Consider the following 22,578-nt stretch of genomic DNA (forward strand, 5'->3'; position numbering starts at 1 on the left):
TGTGCCGGGTGTCACGCCGTGAGATTGATGGCGTATGCACTGGCCTCTTCCCGGCTGAAGCCGGTCCAACAGAGGTTGGCCTCACGTCAGCGAGTAGCTGAAACAAAAAAATCCCCGCAATCGCAAGAGAGCAGGGATTTTTTATGGGCGGGCGATTACTCCGCGGCGGGTTCTTTGCCCTTCCACTTGTCGATCACCGCACTCAGGCGCTTGGCCAGGGCCGGGTAGTCTTCGTCGAAGTGATGGCCCCCTGGCAGTTGCATCTTCTCGCCAGGTGCTGTGGTTTCCGTACAGCCGCTTTCATCCTTCTCTTCGATGCCGTAGACGCACAGCACCTTGTCGCCGGGCAGCTTGGCCATCTCAGGGCCTGTCGCCGCTTCCTTACCGGCTGCGCCCAACCAGCCTTCGACTGCAATCTCGAAGCTGCCGGTGCGGGCGAAGGCCAGCAGGATGATGCCGTCGACCCGCGCCTTGTCTTCTTCCGGCAAGCGGTTGTAGATCGCTGGCAACACGTCGGCGCCGAAGGAATAGCCCGCCAGGACGAAATGCTTGGCGCCCCATTTCTGCCGGTAATGGGCCATCAGCTCGCTCAGATCAGCGGCGGTCTGTTCTGGCGATTTGTGCTCCCAGTAGTAACGAAGGGTGTCGATGCCGACGACCGGGTAGCCACCCATTTTCGCCATGTCGCCCGCCACGTCCTTGTCCAGGTCGCGCCAGCCACCGTCGCCGGACAGGAACAGCGTGACCGTGTCAGAGGGCTGGGAAGACGGCACCTCAACCACCGGAATGTTCAGACCACCGTTGTCGTCACCCCCAATCAGGCGACGGCGCACTTCGTTGTTCAGCACCTGCGGGTACTTGATGTCGTAGTCGCTGATGCTGGTTTCGGTATTGGGTGCGTCACGGACCAGTGTGGCGCTTTCGTCGTCGGGGCCGTCGTTCCAGGCGACCGTCCACTTGCCGTGGGCGGCGGCCTTCGGCACAGGGTCAGTGCAACCCGGCTGATCGCGGACGAAGCCAACCGAGATGGCCCGGGCATTGTCGTTGTCCTGACCGGCCAGCCAGCGCCACGCCAGGGAAGCACCCGCACCGACACCGGCAACCAGATCAGGCGCGCCGTCGAGCTTCTGCAGCGCGGCATTGAAGGTCTTCGCCTGAAGCTGGCAATCGTCCTTCGGCAGCGTCACTTGTACGACCCGGGCCGAAGCGTCGTAGCTCAGGGCGAGCAGTTGTTTCTCGGTCAATGATTCTTCAGTGGTAACGGCGAGCGCGACCTGGGTTTTCACCTTGGTCGAAGGCACCACACGGATCAGCGCAGAGCCGTCATCCAGGGTGATGTGTTCAAGCGTCGGTTGCGCGGCGGGGCGGTTCCACAGCCAGAAACCCAATGCCACCACCAGAATTACCAGGGCTGCGAGCAAAAAGCGCCAGTAGCGTTGAATCATCAGCGTTTCACCAATCCAGTCAGGCCGCCCGCAATCAGGGCGGCGGTATCTGCCAGTGCCACGAGCGGATCAAGTCCTGCGGGCACGGCCATATAACGAGGTTCCCAGTCAGGCTGGAATTTGTCTTTGAAACGGCGCAGCCCCTGGAAGTTGTAGAGCTGCTCGCCACGGCTGAACACCATCGAACCCAGACGTTGGGTCAAGGGCGCGCCACGTCGCGGTTGCAGCCCGGACAACGGCACCATGCCGAGGCTGAAGCGGGCGTAACCTTCTTTTTTGTAATGCAGGATCAGTCCGACCATCATGAATTCCATGGTCAGCTTCGGCGCTTCCGGGTGCGAGCGCATGAGGTCCAGGCTCGCCAGATCATTGCGCGAGGTCTCCAGCAAATTGGAGAACGCGACCGGCTTGCCCTGGAAGTGCACGATGGCGATGCGGAAATGCTTGAGGTAATCCAGGCTGAAGCGGCCGAGGGAGAAGCCTTTCTCGCGCACGTTCTTGCCCATCAGCCACGCATCGGAAATCACTTTGAGCTCGTCCATGGGCGCTTGACCCACTTCGTAGATTTCAAGCGACAGACCGTCGCGCCCACCCCGATTCCAGGTGTAGCGCAGGTCCTTCATTTCCTTGCCCTTGGCTTCGATGTCGAACTTGTGCAAATCGACCCGGGCCTCTTCGCCCAGCTTGATCGCAGTCAGGCCGATGTCCATGTAGAACGGCAGGTTCTCCGCACGCACCTGATAGAACACCGGGCGGGCATGGTGAACGTCACACAGATCGCGGAACTGCCAGATCAGCTCGGCCCGCTGCTGGGTCGGGCCGATCGGATCGTACAGCGCAACCAGGCTGCGGCCGCGATGGGCGTACATCAGAAACGCATTGCCGTCAGGGTGCATCAGCACGGCCTTGTCGCCGGTCAGCACCAAACCGCCATCGGGCTGGCTGGATGCTTTGATGATCTCCGCGGCTTTGGCCAGCTGTGCCTCGTCGGGCAGGTTGATCACAGGGCGCGCGGTGCGCAGCAGCCAGGTCAGCGAGACGATCAGCAGCAGCACCGCGCTTCCGAGCGCCGAGCGCAGACCCCGTGGGGCATCGGCGTCCAGTGTGAACTGCCACCACAGCTGATGACTGTAGGGCACGTCTTGATAGGCGAACAGCAGCAGCCAGACCGAAGCACCCAGCACGCAGACACTGGCGACCAGATACAGCGGTGAAAACGGCAGTTCCAGCAAGCGACTCGGACGGTAGAACGAGCGCCGGAAGATGGTCAGCAGGCACGCGGTCAGCAGCAGCAGACTCGCTTCTTCCCAGTCGAAACCCTTGAGGATCGACAGAATGGAGCCCACAAACAGCAGAATCGTGGTCAGCATCCACGCCGCCGACAGGCGACGACGCAGGCCCTGCGCGAGCAACAGGCAGAGCACGCCGATCAGGCTGGCGCCGAAGTGAGAGGCGTCGATCAGTCGATGGGGAATGAGGAAGCCGAGGCTCTCCAGGCGGGTGTCGATCTCGGGCGTCGAGCCGGAAAATAGCAGCACCACGCCGGAGAGAAATACCAGCAACGCCAGAATCGGAGCGCCAAGGCCGGACGCAACGCGCATGGCTTGTTGCGCAAACAACAGTCGCTTCGCCTCGCTGTAAAGCAGTACCAGACAAGCGATCAGCAGCGGCATCACCACGTAGATCAGGCGGTACAGCAGCAGCGCGGCGGCCAGCGGTGCGGCGCCCAGCTCGTCGGCAAAGGCGGCGAGCAGAATGGCTTCAAAGACGCCGACGCCACCGGGCACGTGGCTGAGGACACCTGCGGCCAGGGCCAGCAGGTAAACCAGCAGAAATGCGCCGAAGGGCGGGGCGGAGGGCAACAACAGATAGAGGACGGCAGCAGCGGCGGCGACGTCCAGCGCAGTGATCACCAACTGCATCAGGGTCAGGCGTACGCCAGGCAGACGCAGGGTGCGGCGTCCGGCGCGGACCAGCAGATTATGCGGGATCGTCTGTTCCGGCAGGCGTCGGCGATAGATGGCATAACCCAGAATCAGACTGAACGCGAGCACGGCGACTGCAACGGTTGCCAGTACGGGCACTGATACATGCAGCGCCAGTGAAGCGGCGGGCAGGTCGCTCAAGGTCGCGAGGGCAGCCAGCGGGGGAAGTGCGCAACCCAAGGACAGGCTGGCAAACAGGGTCATGTGGGCAACTTCGCCCGCACCCAGTCCCAAGCGCGAGTAAAGGCGGTAACGAACCGAACCGCCGGACAACATCGACAGGCCTACGGCGTTGCCAATGGCGAACGCGCAAAACCCGCCCATGATCAGCGACTTCGGCGGCAGATCGACATTGGCGTAGTGGCTGGCGGACCATTCGTAGCCCAGCAGAATCACGAACCCGATGGCAGTCGCCAGCACTGCGCCGGCCAGAGAAGGCAGCGGCACACTGAGCAGCGAATCCTGCAGAGCGTAGATGTCCAGCTCGGTCAGCATGTGCCGACAGGCGATCAGGGCGATGGCGAACAGCAGGATGGTGACGCCTAACCCAATGGGTTGACGGTACTTGCTCACCAGTTCGCGTAGACGCAGTCGTTTCGGGGGAGCCGGAGGATGCTCCGTCACTGCTTCGTTTGTGTCGGACGGGTTGGCGCGCATCAATCACTCCTTGGATCGTGCGCGACAGGATGGAGGTATACAGCCAAGTTACCAATCCCTACGCAAAAAATAATTCAGGATGTTAGCGCTTGAACGTCTAACGGGCGAATACCACGGATACGTATCGGTGACCGTTCAGTCTAGGTTCAGTCGCTGGCCAGCGTATCGGCAGGGGAGATCAAAACTATCGCTCCCGGCAACATACAGTAACAAGACCTCTCGGATGAACGCACCCCGGTAATGGGATGTGACAAGGATTCCGGCCCGCTGTTCGAGCGCTTTCAGCGAGGCAAAAAAAAGGCCACTCTTTCGAGTAGCCTTTTTAGATGTTGGTTGCGGGAGCCGGATTTGAACCGACGACCTTCGGGTTATGAGCCCGACGAGCTACCAGACTGCTCCATCCCGCGTCTGTGTGGCGGCATTCTACAGTCGAACGACGAAGTGTCAACCTTTAATGCCAAGCATCGACAAAATAACCGCATCGGGAGCGTTGGGGCGCCTAAGTGGCGGTTGGACAAGGCTTTTATCGCAATCCGCGCCTGACAGCAGGTCGCCATCATCCACAGGCCTTGTTTCATTAATATGAAGCGCTGGGAGGAGAGGGCGGCGGGATCGCGCTTCCCCAAATGACAGCCACAAAAAAGGCCACTCTTTCGAGTAGCCTTTTTTGATGTTTGGTTGCGGGAGCCGGATTTGAACCGACGACCTTCGGGTTATGAGCCCGACGAGCTACCAGACTGCTCCATCCCGCGTCTGTGTGGCGGCATTCTACAGAGGATCGCCGGGCTGTCAAGCAATGGGCAGAAAAAAAGGCTTTTTCTTCAATCGGTTAGCGTGAACGTGTCGCGGAGAGCCATGGCGCGTCTCGCTTTCGGGACTTTCAGGGGCGGTTTCGTGGAGTGGCATGGCCGTAGGGGACGAGGCTTATTCAGTGTCAGAAAGTCGCGTGAATGAGATACTGCACGACCGTTTTCCTACGACTCCATGTGATGCCGCAGCGCAAAATCATCCATATCGACTGTGATTGCTTCTACGCCGCGATTGAGATGCGCGACGACCCGCGCCTGGCCGGCAAGCCGTTGGCAGTCGGCGGGTCGGCTGAACGGCGGGGTGTCATTGCGACCTGCAACTACGAAGCTCGGGCCTACGGCATCCGCTCCGCGATGTCATCCCGACATGCGCTGACGCTGTGCCCGGATCTCACCATCGTCAAACCGAGAATGGATGCCTATAAAGAAGCATCGAAAGAGATCCAGACGATCTTCCGTGACTACACCGATCTGATCGAGCCGCTGTCGCTGGATGAGGCTTATCTGGATGTCACGGAATGCGAGCACTTTTCCGGCAGTGCGACGCGGATCGCCCAGGACATTCGGCGGCGCGTTTCCAATCAGTTGCACATCACCGTTTCCGCCGGCGTCGCTCCGAACAAGTTTCTGGCCAAGATCGCCAGCGACTGGAAAAAGCCCAACGGGTTGTTTGTCATTACCCCGGATCAGGTGGAAGACTTTGTCTCCGAATTGCCGGTGTCCAAGTTACACGGCGTTGGCAAAGTAACGGCCGACAAGCTGGGCCGCCTCGGCATCATCACCTGCGCCGATTTGCGCGGCTGGAGCAAGCTTTCGCTGGTGCGGGAATTCGGCTCATTTGGCGAGCGGCTGTGGAATCTGGCCCATGGTGTGGATGAGCGGCCCGTGCAGAACGACAATCGCCGCCAGTCGGTCAGTGTCGAAAATACCTATGACACTGATCTGCCGGACCTCGCCAGTTGCCTGCTGATGCTGCCGGCATTGCTGGAAACGTTGAACGACCGCATCGCGCGGATTGACACCCTTTACCGCCCTGGCAAACCGTTCGTAAAGGTCAAGTTTCATGACTTCACCCAGACAACGCTGGAACAGGCGGGGGCAGGGCGGGACTTGAGCAGTTATGAGCAACTGTTGACCCAGGCGTTCGCACGGGGCGGTAAGCCGGTGCGATTGCTTGGGATTGGTGTACGTCTGCATGACCTTCGGGCTGCCCATGAGCAGCTCGAGTTGTTCAGCTGAGACTGGTTCAGGCCAGGCTATTCGCTGCCCGGCGGTACCGCGACCAGGCGACCAGCATCTTTTGCCAGTGCCCGAAGGAATTCGTGCTGCAACTGCGGATCGTTGCGGGTCAGCTCGATCAATGACTGTTCCAGCTCACTGGCTTCCTCTTCCAGTCCCAGCTCGGACAGGCGCTTGACGCGATGCACCCACTGGCTGACTTCGTCATCTTCCAGATCGTCGTAGATCAGGTCGTGGGCTTCAATCAGCTTGCCGCGCAGTGATTTGCTCAGTGGCAACGTGGCAGTTGCCTGAACGTTGCTTTGCTCATCCTGCACTTTGATGTTCAGTTGCGTGACATAGCTGAGGTTCTGCTCGGCGAACGGGCTGTCCAGCAGATTCACGCGCAGCACGCCGTTACGGTCCGTATTCAACTCGTGGGTCTCTTTGCCCGCGGTGACTTCAACCGGCGCTTCACTCCACGGCAGACTCGAATGCTCGACGCGGTGATCGCGCTGTACTTCGTCGATACCGGCCAGGTTCTGTTGAGCGCGACCATGGGAGGGTGCGTTCATGAACGGGTTGACCCCCGCGACGCCGTAAGTGAGCCAGTCCTTGGTGACACTGTCGGGCAGACTGCCAAACGTCAGTACGTTGACCACATTGGCGCCGATGCCCGCGACGATGGCCACCGCGCCCAGTGGGATTTCATAGACTTCCCGCCACGGCTGATACGGCGTGTACCGGTCGTAGTGCCGGGTGACTTCGAATTCGGTGATGTCGAATGTTTTCAGCTCGTGGATGCGTATCCGGCGCTGGGGCAATTCCAGCGTCTTGGGTTCGCCAAGGTCGACCTGAAAACTGTGGTCGAGCAATTTGCGCTCGACACGTTCTTCATGCTCGCTGCGTTGAGACAGATGATTGGCACAGCCGCCGAGAAACAGGCTGGTGCACAACACAGCGCCTGCGAGACGTGAGGGATTTCGCTTGAACATGAGATCTCTAGGTGCAGGTAAGGCGCATAGCAGAGGCGTGGCGGATGAAAGCGCGCCTGCACAATCGCAGGCGCGCAATCCGGTCAGCGCTTGATCCGGTCCTTGATGAAAGACAACACATCGGCGACAGGCAGGGCCTGCGCTTCGGCTTCGGTGCGGCTCTTGTATTCGAGGTTACCCTCGGCAAGACCACGGTCACTGACCACGATGCGATGCGGAATGCCGATCAGTTCCATGTCAGCGAACTTGATCCCCGGGCTGGTCTTCTTGTCGCGGTCATCCAGCAACACTTCGAAGCCGGCAGCCGTCAGTTCGGCGTACAGCTTGTCGGTTGCCTCTTTGACCGCATCGGTTTCGTAGCGCAGCGGCACGAGGGCGATCTGGAAAGGCGCGAGCGCGTCGCTCCAGATGATGCCGTTTGCGTCGTTGTTCTGCTCGATCGCGGCAGCCACAACGCGCGACACACCAATCCCGTAGCAGCCCATGGTCAGTGTGACCGGCTTGCCGTTCTCGCCCAGCACCTGGCACTTCATCGCGTCGCTGTACTTGGTGCCCAGCTGGAAGATGTGACCGACTTCGATGCCGCGCTTGATGATCACGTTGCCCTGACCATCCGGGCTCGGGTCGCCGGCGACGACGTTACGCAAGTCCGCGACGGTCGGAACCGGCAGGTCCCGCTCCCAGTTGACGCCGAAGTAGTGCTTGTCGTCGATGTTGGCGCCAATACCGAAGTCGCTCATCAGCTCAACCGAGCGGTCGATGATGCACGGCAGCGGCAGATTCAGCGGGCCGAGGGAACCCGCGCCGGCGCCAATGGCATCGCGCAGTTCGGCTTCGGAGGCCATGACCAGCGGGCTGGCGACTTGCTCCAGATTCGACGCCTTGATTTCGTTGAGCTCGTGATCGCCACGGATAATCAGCGCAATCAGCTTGCCTTCTTCAGCGGCATGCACAACCAGCGTCTTGACGGTCTTTTCGATCGGCAGATTGAACTGCTCGACCAAGGCCGCGATGGTCTTCGCGTCAGGGGTGTCGACAAGGCGCAGCTCTTCTGTCGGCGCAGGGCGGCTGGCCTCGCGCGGAATGGCTTCAGCCTTTTCAATGTTCGCGGCGTAGTCGGAGGTGTCGCTGAACACGATGTCGTCTTCGCCGGACTCGGCCAGCACGTGGAACTCATGGGAGCCCGCGCCACCAATGGAGCCGTTGTCGGCCACGACCGGGCGGAAGTTCAGGCCCAGACGAGTGAACACGTTGCAGTACGCCTGATGCATACGGTCGTAGGTTTCCTGCAGGGAATCCTGGGTCGCATGGAAGGAATAGGCGTCCTTCATGATGAACTCGCGGCCGCGCATCAAACCGAAGCGCGGGCGGATTTCGTCACGGAATTTGGTCTGGATCTGATACATGTTGATGGGCAGCTGTTTATAGCTGTTGAGTTCGTTGCGGGCCAGATCGGTGATGACCTCTTCGTGGGTCGGGCCCGCGCAGAAATCGCGATCGTGACGGTCTTTCAAGCGCAACAGCTCAGGGCCGTACTGTTCCCAGCGGCCCGACTCCTGCCAGAGCTCTGCCGGCTGAATGCCCGGCATCAACACTTCCAGCGCGCCCGCTGCGTTCATCTCTTCGCGAACCACCGCTTCGACCTTGCGCAGTACCCGCAGGCCCATGGGGAGCCAGGTATAGAGACCGGAGGCAAGTTTGCGGATCATGCCGGCACGAAGCATCAGCTGATGGCTGATCACGACCGCATCGGATGGCGTTTCTTTCTGTGTGGCGAGCAAATATTGACTGGTACGCATGGTCGGCCGTTGTCGGTTGCGGTGACTGGGAAATGACCCGGCATTGTACGGTGGTGGTATCGCTGAGTACAGGCCGGGCGGGCGCCGCAGGAGGAGGGATTGTCAACCGCGCGCCCATGAAAAAGCCCGGCGCGAGGGCCGGGCTTTTCTATAACGAGTGTCAGACAGTGCGATTACAAGACCGAAATCGGGTAGTCGACGATCAGACGGAACTCGTTGACATCGCCTTCGCCCTCGTCCGTGTTGGCACGGTGGAATGCTTGACGGATGCGGAACGACAGGTCTTTGGCTGGGCCAGTTTGAACAACGTACTTGGCCTCGACGTTGGTCTCGTGGTGGCTGCCATCAGAACCGTACAGGCCGGTGTAGGTGCTGTTCGATGGAGTGTGAGTCCCGTCGATGTCAGTACCGGTCACGTAGCGAGCCATGAAGCTCAGGCCTGGAACACCGTAGGTGGCCATGTTCAGGTCGTAGCGGGCTTGCCAGGATTTCTCACCCGGGGCGTTGAAGTCGGAGTATTGAATCGAGTTCGCCAGGAAGATCGAGTCGCCACCGCGGTTGTTGTCGCCGATACCGATGTAGTCGAACGGTGTATCACCGTTAACTTTCTGGAATGCCAGGGTCAGGGTATGAGCGGCCAGGAACGAGTAGGCTGCAGACAGGGAGAAAGCGTTGTTGTTAATGTCGCCTGCTTTCTTGCTGCCGGTGTCCTGGGTGTTGTAATAGTTGAAGTCAAACGCCAGCGCCTGGTCGTCAGTCAACGGCAGTGCGTAGTTCACGTTGCCGTAGTACTGGTTCCACACGTCTTCCAGTTTGTTGTAGTAGAAACCAACACCCAGGTTGTCGGTGATCGAGTACTTGCCGCCGCCGTAGGTAGCGGACTTGGAAGTCACGCCAGCGTAGGTGGCCCAGATATCGCCGTTGCGATTGGTCTCATCCTGGCTGGTGCCCGAAGTGAAGCGACCTGCTTCTACGTCGAGACCTTTGATCTCACTGCTCTGCAAGGTCACGCCAGTTGCTGTTTGTGGCAGCAGGCGGGAACCGCCAACTGCGAAAACCGGGTTCTGCGGCTGCATGTCGCCGATTTTCAGTTCGGTCTTGGAGACGCGGAATTTAACAGCGCCACCGGCCTTGCCGAAGCTGTCTTCGTTTTTACCCTGGCTGTCGGTCACCAGGTTGCCCGAACCCGAATACTTGTCCGAACCATCAAGCTTGAAGCCGGCATAGCCAAACGCGTCAACACCGACACCAATCAGGCCTTGGGTGTAACCGGAGCTGTAGTTAGCCCAGAAACCTTGAGTCCAGTCTTTGTCGTCTACCGCGCCATTCTTTTTGTCGCGATTGTAGTAGTAGTTACGAGCCTTGACGTCGAGCTTGCTCCCCTCTACAAAACCAGTTGCTTCGGACTGATCGCTTACGAATGCCGCAGCCGATGCCAATTGGGTGCTGGCTGCAGTAACTGCCAGTGCGATTGCGCTCCACTTCATCACTCTCATCGTGACTTTGCTCCTTTGGTTTTTAAGAAGAGTACTGCCGTCCACCTGTTTTTTTATCTGGCCGGCTTCTTTCTTTTTGGTGTCGGCGAAATTTATAGCACGCTGACATTAATGGCGATAGTTACGAACCTATCCTTTCAATTTCTTTACGGCCTTGTCGCCGCCAGCTCTGTCCATGTCGCTACTGAACAGCTCCTGATTCGTTAAACCGTGCAACTACCGGGTTACTTTGAACGCTGGATTCATTCACACCTTCATTGAATCCAGACGCTCCAGCTACCTTGTCAAACGCCGTTGCATCCCTTCGGTCCCGGCCTGTCTCTCGACACGCTCGTCTTCAAGCTTGTGTGTGACAAAGCAACAACCGTGCACAAAATTTCGACGAATATGAAAAAAATGTCGGAAGCGTTGTAAAAACATTCGATGTCGACTTCAAGCTACTGAATCAAAACGATAAAAATATTTTCGATAGCCTGCTTTGCAACCCGAATTTTCTTGAGACTAGCGCGATGAAATGTCACTAACGTTACCTGTTACCCCTTGGCAGTGGGTAAATCGCGGATAGCTGTCACATATCCGGGCCTCATCTGAGTCGTTTTGGTGCGTCACGCCGCAAAATTGCCTGCGTTTGGTTCTTCCGATTCGGTATCGCTGCCATCCTAGGAATCATGACTGCAGCGGCACCCAGGAATATCGTCCGTGAGGCCCGGATTAACTGGGTGCACCCGAAGTCCGTTGCCTGGTTCTGCCAGGCCTGGGGCGGCGGCTGCCCGCTTCATGAAAGTGCGTGGCGGTATTTTTCGCGCGTTTCTGGTGCGAGGCGGACGTGTAGTGCCTACCGATCAACACCAGATCCGCAAAATGCCCAGAATCACAGTGCCGGATGAATCGTCTGGAATTCGCGAGTATCCTTCCCGCTACCCACGACTTCTTTATCGGGCCAGTCAATCGGCTCAGCCTATCTAATCCGCGATCAGGAGTATTTACGTGTTTGTTCTAGATCCGCGCTTGCTGCAAGACACACTACCGATCGGCGACTTCCCGCTGTGCACGCTGCTGCTGTCCAATGATTCCAATTACCCATGGTTCATTCTGGTGCCGAAGCGTCCGGACATCAGTGAAGTGTTCCAACTGTCCGAAGCGGAGCAGGCGCAGTTGTGGAAAGAAACCACCTACCTCTCGGCCGTACTTGATCGTACGTTTCACGCCGACAAGATGAACGTCGCTGCGCTGGGTAATGTGGTCAGTCAGCTGCATATGCATGTCATTGTTCGCCGGGTGGGCGACGCGGCCTGGCCTGCGCCGGTGTGGGGAAAGCATCCCGCCAAGCCTTATTCACCGGATGAGGTTGCCCGGATCACCTCGCAACTGAAGTCCGGATTGACCGAAGCATTCACCTTTAAGGAGGACTGACCATGGATCTCGAATCCCGTGTCATGGAGCTGGAAAGTCGACTGGCCTTTCAGGACGATACGATTCAGGCCCTCAACGACGTATTGGTCGCCCAGCAGCGCAGCCTTGATCGTCTGGAACTACAGATCGCTGCCCTGATCAAGCGTCAGGAGGAAATGGGCGGGCAGGGCGACGGCTTCGCTGAAGACTCGCGTCCCCCTCACTATTAAGGGAGAAAGAGCTGAGGGCAGGAATTTCAGTCAAAAAAAACCGCGCCTGTGAGCGCGGTTTTTTTATGCGGCAACGTTAGCGGCGCGGAAGCGCAGCGATGACGTCTTCCGCTTGCAGGCCTTTGTCGCGGTTCATCACCGAAAACTCGACGCGCTGGCCTTCGACCAGAACGCGGTGGCCTTCTCCGCGAATGGCGCGAAAGTGCACGAAGATATCGTCGCCCGAATCACGGGAAATGAATCCGAAGCCTTTGGAGGTGTTGAACCACTTCACCGTGCCTGTATCGCGGTTGCCCAGATCCTGGGACTGTGCGGCAGGCGCAGGAGAGGAACGGTAGAAGCTGACCGCCAGGTGCAACGCCACGGCAATAACGACGGCGAGCAGGCTGACCAGGACGGCTGGCTGGCCGGCAATGGTTTCCAGTGGAACGACCAGCGTGAGGATTTGAAGCACGACAGCCAGCACGAGCAAGCCGCTGACCAGGTTTTGCAGTTGATGACGTGGACCTTTGTTCCAGTAAGGAATCACTGGCGCAAGCACCAGGTTGATGAGGCCGAAGAGCGCCAGGTACAGCGCATCCGGTTGGGACAGGTAAGAAGACAGCGCTTCACTACGCAGGCTAGGGATGAAAGACAGCAGCAGGGCAGCTGCGCCCGTTAGCAGGTGGACTATTTTCAACATTTTGATGACTCACATTAAGATGGATCACAAGGAAATAGCGGGTGACCTTCGGTACGCTTCGGGAGAAAAGGGAGGCGTGATGCACGAGTGTCGGTCCCGCCTACGCACTGCCGCCGGACGGCACTTTGGCGGCAGCGCGTCTGTATTTAACAGCAAAGCCGAGAGCTACTCAAATCAAGTGCTTAGCGCATGTGTTCGAGGGTGATAGTGGCGGTATGTCGGTTTTTTTCGATTCTGGCAAGAGGCTCGTTCCAGAGCGGCCGGGCTAAACAAACCGTTACGCTGATCGTTGCTATTAAAGGAAGCGGGCCTGACTGCGGCCCCGTGACTGAACTAATCCCGACAGATGGCTGCGCAGGGTCCATGGTCTTGGTAGAGTGGTCGGCAGTCGTTTTAAAAAAACCATCATTGAAGAGGGCTGAACATGGCAATCGATATCGGCATCAGCGAAGAAGATCGCAAGTCCATCGTGGACGGTCTTTCCCGCCTGCTGGCAGACACCTACGTGTTGTATCTGAAAACCCATAACTTTCACTGGAACGTGACTGGCCCGGCTTTTCGTACCCTGCACCTGATGTTTGAAGAGCAATACAACGAACTGGCGCTGGCGGTGGATCAAATCGCCGAACGTATCCGCGCACTGGGCTTCCCGGCGCCGGGCACCTATTCGACCTATGCACGCTTGTCGTCGATCAAGGAAGAAGAGGGCGTACCCGCTGCCGAGGACATGATTCGTTCGCTGGTTCAGGGGCAGGAAGCAGTCACCCGTACGGCCCGTGGCATTTTCCCGTTGCTGGACAAAGTAAGCGACGAGCCAACGGCGGACTTGCTGACCCAGCGCATGCAAGTGCATGAGAAAACGGCCTGGATGCTGCGCTCGATGCTGGAAACCCAATAATCAGAAGCTCAGTCATCCACAGCTGATCAACGCAATACAGGTGCGGGCAACGTAACGAGTGCCCGCTCCCCACTGCTTTCACCCGCCGCGCGCAACAATTCCCTCCTGATCCACCCTCTGTGTGAAATCCTTTGGCTCACAACGCTCACCTGTGAAACGCGCTCGCCCTCTTTTTCCGAGTCACGCTGACGTCCGCAATCGGGTGAGCGGGAAGAAATAAACCAGCGAAAAATACATATTTAACACCCCGATTAGGATCGGGTCTGAGTCGTTTGCTCACTCTCGAAAATCACCCCTGCAGCGTGGTGATCTCCTACAGGTTCAGAGTGCTCCTTCTGCTGGTTGCGCCCTTTGGAATACGGCTTGATAGACACCTCTTTTCAACTGATTGCGAAGGTGCCGATGCCATATCCGTAATCGCAACGAGGGGGACCTGCATGAACCTGAATATTGCCCGAGAGGAATGGGAGCCGACCCAGTGTCTGAACGCCCGGGGCGACCCGTTTATCGAAAATTTCAACATGAGCCTGGCCCAGCCGCACTCCAGGTCGGTGAGGCTCAATGGGCTGGCCACATGCCTGCGACTTGAGGAGGTGTACTGGAATATTCTGTCCGAAATGGCACGATTCAACGATTGCTCCATCAACGCCGTGCTGTCCTACGTCGATCGCGAGGTTCACCTGCGTTACGGCGGCGTCAAGAATTTCAGCGGGCTGATCCGCGTCGTGTGCGTGGCGCACGTCTTGAGTGCCGAGGGCCTGCGGCTGACGCCGTCCCCGACCTGACCTGATTTCAGCGGGCCCGTTGCGGCGGGCCTGCATTCCCTGGCGGCACTGCGGCATCCACGCCGTGTGCCGACATCTTCTTGCCCGGTATCGGGCTGGGCGGCTGCACAGCGATGATTATCCCTATATAATCCCCCGCCTTACTGTGGGAGGCAGGATTGACCGTCAGGTTGGACTGCATGCCAAAGCTTGCGCACCCTTGCACCGGCGACGGGCGAAAGCTCCATCGAATTCCGAATTACGAGAAGTGAACACACGATCATGATGCGCAGCCATTATTGCGGCCAACTGAACGAGAGCCTGGAAGGTCAGGAAATTACCCTTTGCGGATGGGTCCATCGCCGTCGCGACCACGGGGGGGTGATTTTCCTCGATATTCGCGATCGTGAAGGTCTGGCCCAGGTGGTTTTCGATCCGGATCGTGCTGACACCTTCGCCATCGCCGACCGCGTTCGTAGCGAATACGTGGTCAAACTGACCGGTAAAGTGCGTGCGCGTCCTGCCGGCGCCGTCAACCCGAACATGGCGTCGGGCGCGATCGAAGTGCTGGGCTATGAGCTGGAAGTGCTCAACGAGTCTGAAACCCCGCCGTTCCCGCTCAACGAATACTCCGACGTCGGTGAAGAAACCCGCCTGCGTTATCGCTTCATCGACCTGCGTCGTCCGGAGATGGCTGAAAAGCTGCGCCTTCGCTCGCGCATCACTTCCAGCATCCGTGGCTTCCTGGACGGCAACGGCTTCCTCGATGTCGAGACGCCGATCCTCACCCGCGCCACGCCGGAAGGCGCCCGTGATTACCTGGTACCAAGCCGTACCCACCCAGGCAGCTTTTTTGCCCTGCCGCAATCGCCTCAGCTGTTCAAACAGCTGCTGATGGTTGCCGGTTTCGACCGTTACTACCAAATCGCCAAGTGCTTCCGCGACGAAGACCTGCGTGCCGATCGTCAGCCTGAATTCACTCAGATCGACATCGAGACCAGCTTCCTCAACGAAACCGACATCATGGGCATCACCGAGACCATGGTCCGCAAGCTCTTCAAGGAAGTGCTGGATGTGGAGTTCGATGACTTCCCGCACATGACCTTCGAAGAAGCCATGCGTCGCTACGGGTCCGACAAGCCAGACCTGCGTAACCCGCTTGAGCTGGTTGACGTTGCCGATCAGCTTCAGGCCGTGGATTTCAAAGTGTTCAGCGGTCCGGCGAACGATCCGAAGTGCCGTGTCACGGCGCTGCGCGTTCCCGGTGGTGCGAGCATGCCGCGTAGCAAGATCGACGACTACACCAAATTCGTCGGTATCTACGGCGCCAAAGGTCTGGCCTACATCAAGGTCAACGAGCGCGCCAAGGGCGTCGAAGGCCTGCAGTCGCCGATCGTCAAGAACATCCCTGAAGCCAACCTCAACGTGATCCTTGATCGCGTGGGTGCAGTGGACGGCGACATCGTGTTCTTCGGCGCCGACAAATTCAAAATTGTCAGCGAAGCATTGGGCGCCCTGCGCATCAAGCTGGGCCACGACTTGAACCTGCTCACCTGCGAGTGGGCGCCGATGTGGGTCGTCGACTTCCCGATGTTCGAAGAAAACGACGACGGCAGCTTCTCTGCGCTGCACCACCCGTTCACCGCGCCGAAATGCTCGCCCGAAGAGCTTGAGGCCAACCCTGCGACCGCGCTGTCCCGCGCGTACGACATGGTGCTGAACGGCACTGAGCTGGGCGGCGGTTCGATCCGTATCCACCGCAAGGAAATGCAGCAGGCCGTGTTCCGTCTGCTGGGTATTTCCGAAGACGAACAGCAAGAGAAGTTCGGCTTCCTGCTCGATGCACTGAAGTACGGCGCGCCGCCCCACGGTGGCCTGGCGTTCGGTCTGGATCGTCTGGTTATGCTGATGACCGGTGCTCAGTCCATTCGTGAAGTCATTGCCTTCCCGAAAACCCAGAGCGCTGCGGACGTGATGACCCAGGCACCGGGCGTGGTTGATGCCAAGGCACTGCGCGAGCTGCACATCCGCCTGCGCGAGACGCCGAAGGCTGAGTGAGCCGTGTAGGCCTTGTAGAACATGGGGCTCGGCGGACTGACGATTCGGTCCGCCCTGATCCCCGCCCATACCGGGCACAGATTCGAGTGAAGCGTCTGCGTTTGAGCGATCAAGCGCGGGCGTGCGTGTTTCAAGGTTTGGAGCGTGTTATGGCTGGTCATTCCAAGTGGGCGAACATCAAGCACCGCAAAGAGCGTCAGGATGCCAAGAAAGGCAAGATATTCACCAAGTGGATCCGCGAACTGACCGTCGCTGCCCGTCAGGGCGGAGGTGATCCGGCGTCGAACCCGCGTCTGCGTCTGGCCCAGGACAAGGCCCTTGGCGCGAACATGAGCCGCGACATCATCGACCGCGCCATCGCTCGCGGTGCCGGGGCTGCCGATGCCGATGACATGGTTGAACTGGGTTATGAAGGCTACGGCCCGGGTGGCGTTGCGGTGATGGTCGAAACCATGACCGACAACCGCAACCGGACCGCTGCGGCAGTGCGCCATGCGTTCAGTAAATGCGGTGGCAACCTGGGGACTGACGGTTCGGTGTCTTATCTGTTCGAACGCAAGGGGCAGATCTCCTTCGCACCGGGCGTTGACGAAGACGCGCTGATGGAAGCTGCCATGGAAGCGGACGCTGACGACGTGGTCACCCACGAAGACGGCTCCATTGACGTATTCACGTCATTCTCCAGTTTCTATGCCGTGCGCAACGCCCTGGAAGCCGCTGGTTTCACGCCTGCCGATGCGGAGATTGTGATGCAGCCGACCACCAGTGCGGTGCTCGATCTGGACATGGCGGAAAAGGTCCTCAGGCTGATCGATATGCTGGAAGACCTGGATGACGTGCAGAACGTCTATTCCAACGCCGAAATCCCGGACGAGGTGCTGGAGCAGCTCGGCTGATCCTTTGCCCGTTCGGAACTTGAGGCCGGAGCGCACGAAGCGTTGATGATCAACGCTATCGGCCTCCGGCTTCTGCCTTTATGCTGCGTCCAATTGTTCGCGTTACCTCTCAAGCTGCAGGCGTTATGACTCTTATTTTAGGTATCGACCCCGGTTCACGAATTACCGGGTTTGGCGTGGTGCGTGATACCGGGCGCGGCTGCGAGTACGTGGCCTCGGGCTGCATTCGCACGGGCACAGGCTTGCTCCATGAACGGCTGCAGATTGTGTACCGCGGCGTACGCGAGGTCATTCAGACATACGGTCCCGTGACCATGGGCATCGAAAAGGTGTTTATGGCGCGCAACCCCGACTCGGCCTTGAAGCTGGGTCAGGCCCGGGGTGCAGCGATCGTTGCAGGCGCCGAAGAAGGCCTGGAGATCGCCGAGTACACCGCGACCCAGGTCAAGCAGGCCGTCGCAGGGACGGGAGGCGCCAACAAGGATCAGGTGATGATGATGGTCATGCATCTGCTCAAGCTGACCACCAAACCCCAGGTGGATGCGTCGGATGCACTGGCAATTGCCATGTGTCACGCGCATACCCGATCCAGCCTCATCCCTCACGGCCTCAATACCGCGCGCAGTCGTGGCGGTCGTCTGCGGCTCTGATGGCATTATTTGCGTTAGCACGGCCCGTCGCAGCAACGGGCCTCTGGAAAGGATTTGATTCGTGATTGGACGTCTACGCGGTACGTTGGTCGAGAAGCAGCCGCCGCATCTGGTACTGGATGTCAACGGCGTGGGTTACGAAGTCGAAGTGCCCATGACCACGCTGTATCGCCTGCCTCATCTGGGCGAAACCGTGACACTGCATATTCATCTGGTGGTTCGCGAGGATGCGCACCTGCTGTTCGGGTTCTACGAGAAGCGTGATCGCGAGATGTTCCGCGAGCTGATTCGTCTGAACGGGGTCGGGCCGAAACTGGCCCTGGCCCTGATGTCGACGCTGGAAGTGGACGAGTTGGTGCGCTGTGTACAGGCGCAGGATACCTCCGCGCTGACCCGAGTCCCGGGCGTTGGCAAGAAGACCGCCGAGCGTTTGCTGGTCGAGCTGAAGGATCGCTTCAAGGCGTGGGATTCGTTGCCGGGCACCTTCGCGCTGGTATCGGACGGGCCGGGCGCGCCGATGGCCGTGGCGACGGCGGAGTCGGATGCCGTCAGCGCTTTGATTTCCCTGGGCTACAAGCCCCAGGAAGCGAGCAAGGCAGTGACCGCGATCAAGGACAAGAATCTCAGCAGCGAAGACCTCATTCGCCGCGCACTGAAGGGGATGCTGTAAGTGATAGATGCCGACCGTCTGATCGCCGCCACCGGGCGTGACCGTGACGAGCAACTGGACCGTGCGATCCGGCCGCTGAGCCTGGCCGACTACATTGGTCAGCCCACCGTGCGTGAGCAGATGGAGCTGTTCATTCAGGCGGCGCGCGGCCGCAGTGAAGCGCTGGACCACACGCTGATCTTTGGTCCGCCGGGCCTGGGTAAAACCACACTGGCGCATATCATCGCGCAGGAAATGGGCGTTTCGATCAAGAGCACCTCGGGCCCTGTGCTCGAACGGCCGGGGGATCTTGCGGCGATTCTCACCAATCTTGAGCCCCACGACGTGCTGTTCATCGATGAAATCCACCGTCTGTCACCCATCGTCGAGGAAGTACTGTACCCGGCGATGGAAGATTTCCAGCTGGACATCATGATCGGTGAAGGCCCTGCGGCGCGCTCCATCAAGCTCGATCTGCCGCCGTTCACGCTGGTGGGTGCGACAACCCGCGCGGGCATGCTGACCAATCCGCTGCGTGACCGATTTGGTATCGTGCAGCGTCTTGAGTTCTACAGCACTGCGGATCTGGCCACGATCGTGTCGCGCTCGGCGAAAATTCTCGGTCTGTACATCGAGGACGAAGGCGCATTCGAGATTGCCCGTCGTGCACGGGGAACGCCACGGATCGCCAACCGGCTGCTGCGTCGGGTGCGGGATTTCGCCGAGGTGCGCGCCAAGGGCGAGATCACCAAGGCGATTGCAGACCTTGCGCTGAACCTGCTGGACGTCGACGAACGCGGTTTCGATCATCAGGATCGACGCTTGCTGCTGACGATGATCGAGAAGTTCGATGGCGGGCCGGTCGGGGTGGATAACCTCGCGGCCGCCATCAGCGAAGAACGACACACAATTGAAGACGTGCTGGAGCCCTATTTGATTCAGCAAGGCTATATGATGCGCACACCTCGCGGCCGCATGGTCACGCGGCATGCGTATCTGCACTTCGGTCTGAACATCCCCTCGCGGATGGGCGACCGGGCGGTGATGGATGAACCGGTCGAAGACCCTGACGAATAAATGCACGATCAACCGATTTATTCGGGTGTTTGATGGTCTGACGGGCAGTCACCGCAAAGTGACGCGTTGCGGGCAGTAAAAACGATGAAAAACAGTTGCCTGGCCGGATTGGCAACCTGAGGAGTAAGCACTAGAGTATGCGCGCGCAAAACGGGGCTCAGTCGTTCGCACATCGTTGTCGCGTTTATTACGAGGACACCGATGCCGGCGGCATCGTTTACTACGTCAATTACCTGAAATTCATGGAGCGGGCTCGAACCGAGCGACTGCGGGAACTGGGCTTTGCCCAATCCGCAATGGCGGGTATCGAGAACCTGTTGTTCGTCGTGCATTCAAGCGAGGCTCGGTACTACAAGCCCGCGCGGCTGGACGACGAGCTGCTGATCAGCGCCGAAGTAATCGAATTGAACCGCGCCAGCCTGCGTTTTCAGCAACAGGTCAGGCGGGCTGCGGATGATGTGCTGCTCTGCGAAGGGCAGTTTTTGGTGGCGTGTGTGCGCGCCGACAGTTTGAAACCCCGGGCCATTCCCGAAGCTCTGCGCACGGCCTTTGCCGGGCAGGGCGGCGCGGGTACACATTCAGAGCAGGAGATACAGCGTGGAAGCTAACGTCGTCGACCATTCCTCCATGTGGAGTTTGGTCAGCAATGCCAGCGTGGTTGTGCAGTTGGTGATGCTGATCCTGGTGGCCGCCTCGGTCACCTCGTGGATCATGATTTTTCAGCGCAGCGCCATGCTGCGCGCCGGGCGCAAGGCTCTGGACAGTTTCGAAGAGCGCTTCTGGTCAGGCATCGATCTGTCCAAGCTCTACCGTCAGGCCGGCAGCAACCCGGACCCGGATTCCGGCGTAGAGCAGATCTTCCGCGCGGGCTTCAAGGAATTCTCCCGTCTGCGTCAGCAGGCAGGCGTTGATCCGGACGCGGTCATGGAAGGTGTTGCACGTGCCATGCGCGTCGCGATCTCCCGTGAAGAAGAAAAACTCGAGCAGAGCCTGCCATTCCTGGCAACCGTGGGTTCGACCAGTCCGTACATCGGTCTGTTCGGTACCGTCTGGGGGATCATGAACTCCTTCCGCGGCCTGGCCACTGCGCAGCAAGCCACTCTGGCCACCGTTGCACCGGGTATCGCCGAAGCACTGATCGCTACCGCCATCGGCCTGTTCGCAGCGATCCCTGCGGTCATCGCTTACAACCGTTTCGCCGCTCGTGGCGAGAACCTGATCGGTCGCTACTACACATTCGCCGACGAGTTCCAGGCGATCCTGCACCGTAAAGTGCACACCAGCGAAGAATAAGCAGGTATTTCCCAATGGCTTTAATCGCTCGCGGCCGACGCAACAAGCGCAAGCCGGTCGCCGAAATGAACGTGGTGCCGTACATCGACGTGATGCTGGTGCTGCTGGTCATCTTCATGGTGACGGCTCCGATGATCAACCAGGGCGTGAAAGTTGATCTGCCCAAGGTCTCCAGCGAGGCTTTGCCGCAGGACAACAACAATCAGGTCCTGACGATCTCGATCAAGGCTGACAAGACCTACTACTGGAACCTTGGCAGCGAAGTCGACACCGACAAGCAAATGGACAAGGCGATGACCTTGCCGCAACTGACCAGCGCAGTGACCAAGATCATTGCCGCCGGTCGTGACGCCGGCAAGCAGACTCAAGTGTTCATCCGTGGCGACAAGACGGTCGACTACGGCGCCGTCATGGGCACGATGGGCGGGTTGCAGAAGGCCGGGGTCGGGAACGTTGGTTTGATTACCGAGGCCCCCTGATGCAGCCGATTCGAGAGCCGTCCGCCTCGGAAAGCTACTTCTGGCCGTCCGTCTGGGCGGTGGGACTGCACGTCCTGATTTTTGGTTTGTTGTTCGTCAGCTTCGCAATGACGCCTGAGCTTCCTGAAGCCAGGCCCATCGTTCAGGCCACGCTCTATCAGTTGAAATCAAAAAGTCAGGCGACCACCCAGACCAACCAGAAGCTTGCCGGTGAGGCGAAGAAATCCGCTGCGCGACAAACCGAAGTCGAGCAGATGGAGCAGAAAAAAGTTGAGCAAGAGGCAGTGAAGGCGGCGGAACAAAAGAAAGCCGATGCCGCTCAAAAAGCCGAAGAACAAAAGGCCGAGGAAGCGAAGAAAGCTGACGACGCCAAAAAAGCCGACGACGCTAAAAAAGCTGCGGACGACGCCAAGAAAGCCGAAGCCAAAAAAGCGGATGACGCGAAGAAAACCGCCGAAGAGAAACAATTGGCTGATATAGCCAAGAAGAAAGCCGAAGACGACGCGAAGAAGAAAGCCGAGGAAGACGCCAAGCGTGCGGCCGCCGAGGAAGCCAAGAAACAGGCTGCCGAGGACGCGAAGAAGCAGGCTGCGGACGACGCCAAGAAGAAGGCTGCTGAAGACGCGAAGAAGAAAGCGGCCGAGGACGCCAAGAAGAAGGCGACTGAGGACGCGAAGAAGAAAGCTCAGGACGCTGCCCGTAAATCAGCGGAAGACAAGAAGGCGCAAGCACTGGCCGACCTGCTTTCCGACAAGCCGGAACGCCAACAGGCGCTGGCCGATGAACGTGGCGACGAAGTGGCCGGCAGCTTTGATGATTTGATTCGCTCTCGGGCGGCTGAAGGCTGGGCACGTCCACCTTCTGCGCGCAAGGGCATGACAGTCGTCTTGCAGATCAACATGTTGCCGGACGGCACCGTGACTTCGGCCAGCGTGAGCAAGTCCAGCGGCGATGGTCCTTTCGACAGTTCAGCAGTAGCGGCGGTCAAGAATATTGGTCGTTTGACAGAGATGCAGGGGATGAAGCCTTCGGACTTCGCACCTTACCGTTCATTCAAGATGACATTCACACCTGAGGACCTAGCCTTGTGATTAACCTTCTTCGAG

Annotated in this window: 20 protein-coding genes and 2 tRNA genes; 14 read left to right on the plus strand and 8 right to left on the minus strand. The window is 59.0% G+C overall.

All coding sequences use genetic code 11. From position 1 onward, the window contains the following. Nucleotides 1-155: 155 nt before the first annotated feature. From ABEH28_RS12825 to ABEH28_RS12840, 4 genes are all read right to left on the minus strand, one after another. Nucleotides 156-1,445, minus strand: a complete 1,290-nt coding sequence (locus ABEH28_RS12825) for a virulence factor family protein (protein WP_192170850.1) — start codon at nt 1,443-1,445, stop codon at nt 156-158. Then, nucleotides 1,445-4,087: a bifunctional lysylphosphatidylglycerol flippase/synthetase MprF gene (gene mprF / locus ABEH28_RS12830; RefSeq protein ID WP_346630094.1), complete on the minus strand. Its 2,643-nt coding sequence runs from the start codon at nt 4,085-4,087 to the stop codon at nt 1,445-1,447. Before mprF ends, ABEH28_RS12825 begins: the two co-directional genes overlap by 1 nt. A 330-nt stretch (nt 4,088-4,417) precedes the next feature. Beyond that, nucleotides 4,418-4,494, minus strand: a tRNA-Met gene (locus ABEH28_RS12835). A 268-nt stretch (nt 4,495-4,762) separates the two neighbouring features. Continuing rightward, nucleotides 4,763-4,839, minus strand: a tRNA-Met gene (locus ABEH28_RS12840). 237 nt (nt 4,840-5,076) lie between these two features. On the opposite strand from ABEH28_RS12840, the gene dinB reads away from it, so the two are divergent. Then, complete coding sequence (gene dinB, locus ABEH28_RS12845) at nt 5,077-6,135, plus strand: DNA polymerase IV (RefSeq protein WP_192170852.1); 1,059 nt, start codon at nt 5,077-5,079, stop codon at nt 6,133-6,135. Nucleotides 6,136-6,152: 17 nt separating this feature from the next. Here dinB and ABEH28_RS12850 read toward each other — a convergent pair whose 3' ends face one another. The 3 genes from ABEH28_RS12850 to ABEH28_RS12860 all read right to left on the minus strand — a co-directional run bounded on the left by ABEH28_RS12850 (nt 6,153) and on the right by ABEH28_RS12860 (nt 10,404). Next, nucleotides 6,153-7,109, minus strand: a complete 957-nt coding sequence (locus ABEH28_RS12850; RefSeq protein ID WP_282369182.1) for a hypothetical protein — start codon at nt 7,107-7,109, stop codon at nt 6,153-6,155. An 83-nt stretch (nt 7,110-7,192) separates the two neighbouring features. Further along, nucleotides 7,193-8,908 carry a proline--tRNA ligase gene (locus ABEH28_RS12855; RefSeq protein WP_192170854.1) on the minus strand — a complete coding sequence of 572 codons (1,716 nt, stop codon included), beginning with the start codon at nt 8,906-8,908 and terminating at the stop codon, nt 7,193-7,195. 173 nt (nt 8,909-9,081) lie between these two features. Further along, complete coding sequence (locus ABEH28_RS12860) at nt 9,082-10,404, minus strand: OprD family porin (protein ID WP_122623039.1); 1,323 nt, start codon at nt 10,402-10,404, stop codon at nt 9,082-9,084. 987 nt (nt 10,405-11,391) lie between these two features. On the opposite strand from ABEH28_RS12860, the gene ABEH28_RS12865 reads away from it, so the two are divergent. Together ABEH28_RS12865 and ABEH28_RS12870 are read left to right on the plus strand one after the other, a co-directional pair. Then, the gene (locus ABEH28_RS12865) at nt 11,392-11,817 is read left to right on the plus strand and encodes an HIT domain-containing protein (protein WP_346625515.1); all 426 of its coding nucleotides are present in this window, start codon (nt 11,392-11,394) and stop codon (nt 11,815-11,817) included. A 2-nt stretch (nt 11,818-11,819) separates the two neighbouring features. Then, a complete protein-coding gene (locus ABEH28_RS12870) occupies nt 11,820-12,026 on the plus strand; it encodes a SlyX family protein (protein WP_133772807.1) in 207 nt (68 codons plus the stop codon). 76 nt (nt 12,027-12,102) lie between these two features. On the opposite strand, the gene ABEH28_RS12875 is transcribed toward ABEH28_RS12870, so the two are convergent. Further along, nucleotides 12,103-12,708: a cold-shock protein gene (locus tag ABEH28_RS12875; RefSeq protein ID WP_108120953.1), complete on the minus strand. Its 606-nt coding sequence runs from the start codon at nt 12,706-12,708 to the stop codon at nt 12,103-12,105. Nucleotides 12,709-13,132: 424 nt separating this feature from the next. Between ABEH28_RS12875 and ABEH28_RS12880 the strand changes: the two genes are divergently transcribed. The 11 genes from ABEH28_RS12880 to tolA all read left to right on the plus strand — a co-directional run bounded on the left by ABEH28_RS12880 (nt 13,133) and on the right by tolA (nt 22,563). Then, the gene (locus ABEH28_RS12880) at nt 13,133-13,606 is read left to right on the plus strand and encodes a Dps family protein (RefSeq protein ID WP_037014103.1); all 474 of its coding nucleotides are present in this window, start codon (nt 13,133-13,135) and stop codon (nt 13,604-13,606) included. Nucleotides 13,607-14,043: 437 nt separating this feature from the next. Beyond that, entirely contained in the window at nt 14,044-14,391 is a 348-nt protein-coding gene (locus ABEH28_RS12885; protein ID WP_346630095.1) for a ribbon-helix-helix domain-containing protein, read from the plus strand. 261 nt (nt 14,392-14,652) lie between these two features. After that, complete coding sequence (gene aspS, locus ABEH28_RS12890; RefSeq protein ID WP_346630096.1) at nt 14,653-16,428, plus strand: aspartate--tRNA ligase; 1,776 nt, start codon at nt 14,653-14,655, stop codon at nt 16,426-16,428. A gap of 149 nt (nt 16,429-16,577) precedes the next feature. Next, nucleotides 16,578-17,324, plus strand: a complete 747-nt coding sequence (locus tag ABEH28_RS12895) for a YebC/PmpR family DNA-binding transcriptional regulator (protein WP_346630097.1) — start codon at nt 16,578-16,580, stop codon at nt 17,322-17,324. 125 nt (nt 17,325-17,449) lie between these two features. Then, entirely contained in the window at nt 17,450-17,974 is a 525-nt protein-coding gene (gene ruvC / locus ABEH28_RS12900; protein ID WP_065989739.1) for a crossover junction endodeoxyribonuclease RuvC, read from the plus strand. A gap of 61 nt (nt 17,975-18,035) precedes the next feature. Continuing rightward, nucleotides 18,036-18,644, plus strand: a complete 609-nt coding sequence (gene ruvA / locus ABEH28_RS12905) for a Holliday junction branch migration protein RuvA (RefSeq protein ID WP_065989737.1) — start codon at nt 18,036-18,038, stop codon at nt 18,642-18,644. After that, complete coding sequence (gene ruvB / locus ABEH28_RS12910) at nt 18,645-19,700, plus strand: Holliday junction branch migration DNA helicase RuvB (RefSeq protein ID WP_065989736.1); 1,056 nt, start codon at nt 18,645-18,647, stop codon at nt 19,698-19,700. It abuts the gene before it with no gap. Nucleotides 19,701-19,837: 137 nt separating this feature from the next. Then, nucleotides 19,838-20,308: a tol-pal system-associated acyl-CoA thioesterase gene (gene ybgC / locus ABEH28_RS12915; protein ID WP_346630098.1), complete on the plus strand. Its 471-nt coding sequence runs from the start codon at nt 19,838-19,840 to the stop codon at nt 20,306-20,308. After that, on the plus strand, nt 20,298-20,993 hold the full coding sequence (tolQ, locus tag ABEH28_RS12920) for a protein TolQ (RefSeq protein ID WP_122537415.1): 696 nt from the start codon (nt 20,298-20,300) through the stop codon (nt 20,991-20,993). Before ybgC ends, tolQ begins: the two co-directional genes overlap by 11 nt. A 23-nt stretch (nt 20,994-21,016) precedes the next feature. After that, nucleotides 21,017-21,472 (plus strand): protein TolR, encoded by a 456-nt coding sequence (gene tolR / locus ABEH28_RS12925; protein WP_172613049.1) that lies wholly within the window; start codon nt 21,017-21,019, stop codon nt 21,470-21,472. Next, the gene (gene tolA / locus ABEH28_RS12930) at nt 21,472-22,563 is read left to right on the plus strand and encodes a cell envelope integrity protein TolA (RefSeq protein WP_346630099.1); all 1,092 of its coding nucleotides are present in this window, start codon (nt 21,472-21,474) and stop codon (nt 22,561-22,563) included. The genes tolR and tolA overlap by 1 nt, the downstream gene beginning before the upstream one ends. Nucleotides 22,564-22,578: the final 15 nt, after the last annotated feature.

Origin of the sequence: Pseudomonas sp. Ps21-P2, assembly GCF_039672565.1 — a bacterium.
Classification (GTDB): Bacteria; Pseudomonadota; Gammaproteobacteria; order Pseudomonadales; family Pseudomonadaceae; genus Aquipseudomonas.